5 protein-coding genes are annotated in these 3737 nt (G+C 66.1%); 2 read left to right on the top strand and 3 right to left on the bottom strand.

Translation table 11 applies throughout. The annotated features are described in order from the left end of the window. The 3 genes from AC3XYG_RS37045 to AC3XYG_RS37035 all read right to left on the bottom strand — a co-directional run. A partial coding sequence (locus tag AC3XYG_RS37045) for an SOS response-associated peptidase (RefSeq protein ID WP_489144907.1) occupies nucleotides 1–617 on the bottom strand: 617 nt, incomplete at its 3' end. 47 nt (nucleotides 618–664) lie between these two features. Beyond that, nucleotides 665–1267, bottom strand: coding sequence for a hypothetical protein (locus AC3XYG_RS37040; RefSeq protein WP_489144906.1), 603 nt, complete (start codon nucleotides 1265–1267; stop codon nucleotides 665–667). Nucleotides 1268–1280: 13 nt separating this feature from the next. Beyond that, on the bottom strand, nucleotides 1281–1544 hold the full coding sequence (locus AC3XYG_RS37035; protein ID WP_489144905.1) for a hypothetical protein: 264 nt from the start codon (nucleotides 1542–1544) through the stop codon (nucleotides 1281–1283). A 563-nt stretch (nucleotides 1545–2107) separates the two neighbouring features. Between AC3XYG_RS37035 and AC3XYG_RS37030 the strand changes: the two genes are divergently transcribed. Then, the gene (locus AC3XYG_RS37030) at nucleotides 2108–2365 is read left to right on the top strand and encodes a hypothetical protein (protein WP_489144904.1); all 258 of its coding nucleotides are present in this window, start codon (nucleotides 2108–2110) and stop codon (nucleotides 2363–2365) included. Nucleotides 2366–2415: 50 nt separating this feature from the next. Then, nucleotides 2416–3737 (top strand): ParB/RepB/Spo0J family partition protein (locus AC3XYG_RS37025; protein ID WP_489144903.1); only part of this gene is annotated, 1322 nt, incomplete at its 3' end.

Raw genomic sequence — 3737 nt, 5'->3', positions numbered from 1 at the left:
AGTTCATCGCTGTCGCCCTTCGGGCCGACGCGGGCGACATGGAGCCGGTCGTCGGGCAGCGGTTGCTGCATGGCAATCGCCTCCTCGACCGGTGCCGTCAGCCAGGCCTGCCACCGATCCGGCGACAGGATCACCGGCATCGCCTTTTCATGGATCGGCTTGACGATGCTGTTCGCCTCGGTGGTCAGGAAGGAGAACAGCTTGTGCTCACCCTCGATAGGGTCCTTCTTGGTGCCACGGGCTCCCGTCCACGGGCGCCAGATCCCCGCGAACCCGAAAACCGGCCGCGGGTTCGGGGTGCCGTCCTTCACAGCAAACCACGCAACGGGCTTCTTCTTGGTGACCGGATCCGGCTCGGGCATGTACTCGCTGAAGGCCGTGGCCGGCACGACCACGCGCCACTCCGGCTTCAACCATCCCTTCCAGAAGTTGCTGGAGAGGTTGCGGACGTTCGTCACATAGGAGGGGTTCGGGCCGACCGGGGGGAAGCCCCAGCGCATCATGTCCAGGCGGCGGCTGCCGCTGCCATCAAGGCGCACGACCGGTGCCAGGTAGTCCGGGAACACCGAAGCCATCCCGGCGAAGTTGCCGAGATCGACATCGAGGGCCTCAGCCACCCTGCGAAGTTCATCCTGGGTCGAGTTCACGGCATAGAGATTGCACATCAGCACCTCCCGATCAGATCATGGTGCACGGATTCTCGCGGATGCGAAACTTCGCCTCTACGGCCTCGCACCGACGCGCTTTTTGATGGTGATGTGCCATTTTTGGGATTCGCGTGATTCGCTGTTTGTTCTAGAATCGGCTTATGCCGATCCGCCCCCAACATCGTTTCCTCTATCCCATCGACTGGCCGATCCTCTCCAAGGCCATCAGGTTTGGTCGCGCCAAGGGGCGGTGCGAGTGTTGCCGGCGACGCCATGGCGCAGAGATCCGCCAACTGCCTGATGGACGCTAGTTCGACGCCGAAGCTGGATTTTGGCGCGACGACCACGGCGGCGCAGCTCCGGATCCGACGTTTTTCGAGTTGGTGAGCGTCGTCGTCAAGCGCGTGGTGTTGGCCGCCTGCCATGTAAATCACGATCGAAGCAACTGTTCGGATAACAATCTCGCCGGCTGGTGCGGGCGGTGCCATCTTCGGCATGACCGCCCCGAGCACCTTCGGCAGCGGCGGTTGACATATCTCCGGCGCCGCGCGATCGGCGACCTGTTCGATGGCCTTTATCCGATCCTTTGATTTTGCCTGACCCCTGCTATGAAGCTGCACACGGTGGCCCGGGTCATCCCCAGTACCTCTGTCGCGGACCACTCGTGCGCGGGTTGCCGCCGGCGGCGATATAGGCTAGGCGGCCCGCTTTGGTGACCGGAAGCCATTCAATGGTCACGCCATTGCTGCTGCGGCTGCGCTCCGGCTGGATCCAGCCATGGCGTTCGATGCTCTTCTTCGTCCGGGTGGGCACCCGGTAGATCGGTCCGACCCGCCACCCGGTATCGTCCGAGCCCCAGACCATAGGCTTGAACCCTGAGGTAAACAGGGTGTGCAAGACCTCGTATTGGGCTGGTGACATAGTCACGAGGATGGTCCGGAATCAGCTGTCGCCCAGATAACGGTCCGGCGAGCCGGTCGGTGCCGCCCGGCTATTTCTATCATTCACGGCTCTGGCATGTCGGCCTCGTCGCGGCGCAGGCGCCGAGCAGCTGCCCTATGCTCATCTCTCGACAAGGGTCTCCGTCCGGACCCGGCACGTCCCGGACCAGGCCGGGACTGGGCTCTACTGCGCTAGGCGCCGCGGGCGCCAAGCTCCGCCGAGCCGCCAAACGGCGTCTCGGCCCTCCGGGTGACGATCCCTCGCGCAAGCTGTTGGTGCCGGCGATGCCGGCCAGCTGATCAGCGTGGCCGAGGCCGCGCCCGTCGGAGGGGTGGAGAGGCGCTGCCGTCTACCCCCTCCGGCATGCCGCCTACAGCCACGCCAGCCCGCGCCAGGCGCAGGGCATAGCCCCGCCCCTGATCGCAGCCTCGCGCGGCCCGGCCGCATGCACCTCCCCTACTCCGCCCTCGCCGGGAGCACGCGGTTGCGTGCGCAACCGCAAATCGAAGAAGGGCAGAATGTTCAAGATCACCCATCCCCGGCTGACCACCCTGCTCCGCATCCGCTGCTGCCTGTCGCTGACCGAGGCACTGGCCTGCATCGACCTGCATCGCGCAGCGCGGCGCCAGGGCGGCCAGGATGCCGAGGGCGGCCCGGAGGCCGTGGCTCGCATCGGCGGCCCCTCCGAGGCCATCCGGAGTGCCCTGGCGTGCCGGACGCGCTCGCTGATGGTCCGCCGCATCCGCGCATCCCTCGGCGTCATGGCGCTGCCGTAAGGCGGCGCCCTCACCGCCGCATCATTCCCAAGCTCACCAGGAGACAGCCCGTGACCATTCAGATGATTCCGCTCAACCTGCTGACCATCGCCCCGGAGAACGTGCGCAAGACGGCCGTGGGGGCGGATGACGCCCTCGTCGCGCTGATCCGTGCGAAGGGTCTGCTGCAAAACCTCGTCGTGAGGCCGAATGTGGCGCCCAAAGGCAAGAAAAAGGGGCAGCCGGCCGGGACGTATGCCGTCGTGGCCGGTGGCCGCCGCCTGCAGGCCCTGCAACTGCTGGCCGAGGAAGGGCATCACCCGCCCGATCTGCTGGTGCCGTGCAATGTGATCCTGGAGGACGGCATCGGCGTTTCGCTCGCAGAAAATATCGGCCGCAAGGCCATGGAGCCCCTGGACGAGTTCGATGCCTTCGCGGCCATGCTGGACGACGGCAAGGGCGAGGACGAGATCGCGCGCCAATTCGGCGTGACGGTCGTGCATGTCCGGCAGCGGATGAAGCTGGCCCGCGTCAGCCCCGTGATCCGTGCCGCCTTCCAGGCCGACGAAATCAACCTCGACACCTTGAAGGCATACACCCTGACCGACGACTTCGCCCGGCAGGAGGAGGTGTTCCAGGCTGGATGGCAGGGAACCGACCCCTATCATGTCCGCCGGATGTTGCTGGGCCAGAAGTTGAGCGCGACGAGCAAGGTGGTGAAGTTCGTCGGCCTCGATGCCTATGAGGCTGCCGGCGGCGTCATCACCCGCGATCTGTTCGGCGAGAGCCCGGACTGCATCGAGGATCCGGCGCTGATCGAGCGGATGGCCCGTGAGAAGCTGAGGGCCCAGGCCGACGCCCTGATTGCCGAAGGCTGGGCCTGGATCGAGTCCGTCGACGCGATCACCTGGGATCTGCGGCGGACCTGCACCGAGCTTAAGGCCAACCGGCCACACCTATCGGAGCAGGAGCATGCCGAGGCCGAAGTGCTGACCGCCGAACTGGACGAGCTGGACGAGGATGATGACGGCGAGCGGGTCGCCGAGATCCATGCCCGTCTCTCTGAACTGGACCAGAAGGTCGCCGCGACCACGTGGTCGGCCGAACAGAAGGCCGCCGGCGGAGGCTGGGTCGCGATCGGCCATGACGGGATCCTGACGGTTGAGCTTGGCTGGGTCCGTCGTGAACCTCGGTCCGACGAGGATGCTGAAGCCGCCGGTCAGACGAGTACGGCGACACGGGAGCCCGAGCGGGCCGATCCCCCGGTTCCCGGCCATTCCTGGGCGCTGGTCGAGGATATGAGCGCCCATCTCACGGCCGCCTTGCAAGCCGAGTTGGTGGAGCGGCCCGACCTCGCATACCTGCTGCTGCTGCACTCGCTGGTGCTCGACAT

The sequence above is a fragment of the Inquilinus sp. genome, assembly GCF_057815775.1.
The sequence above is the reverse complement of the archived record's forward strand: the minus strand, read 5'-3'. Positions and strand labels throughout refer to the sequence as shown.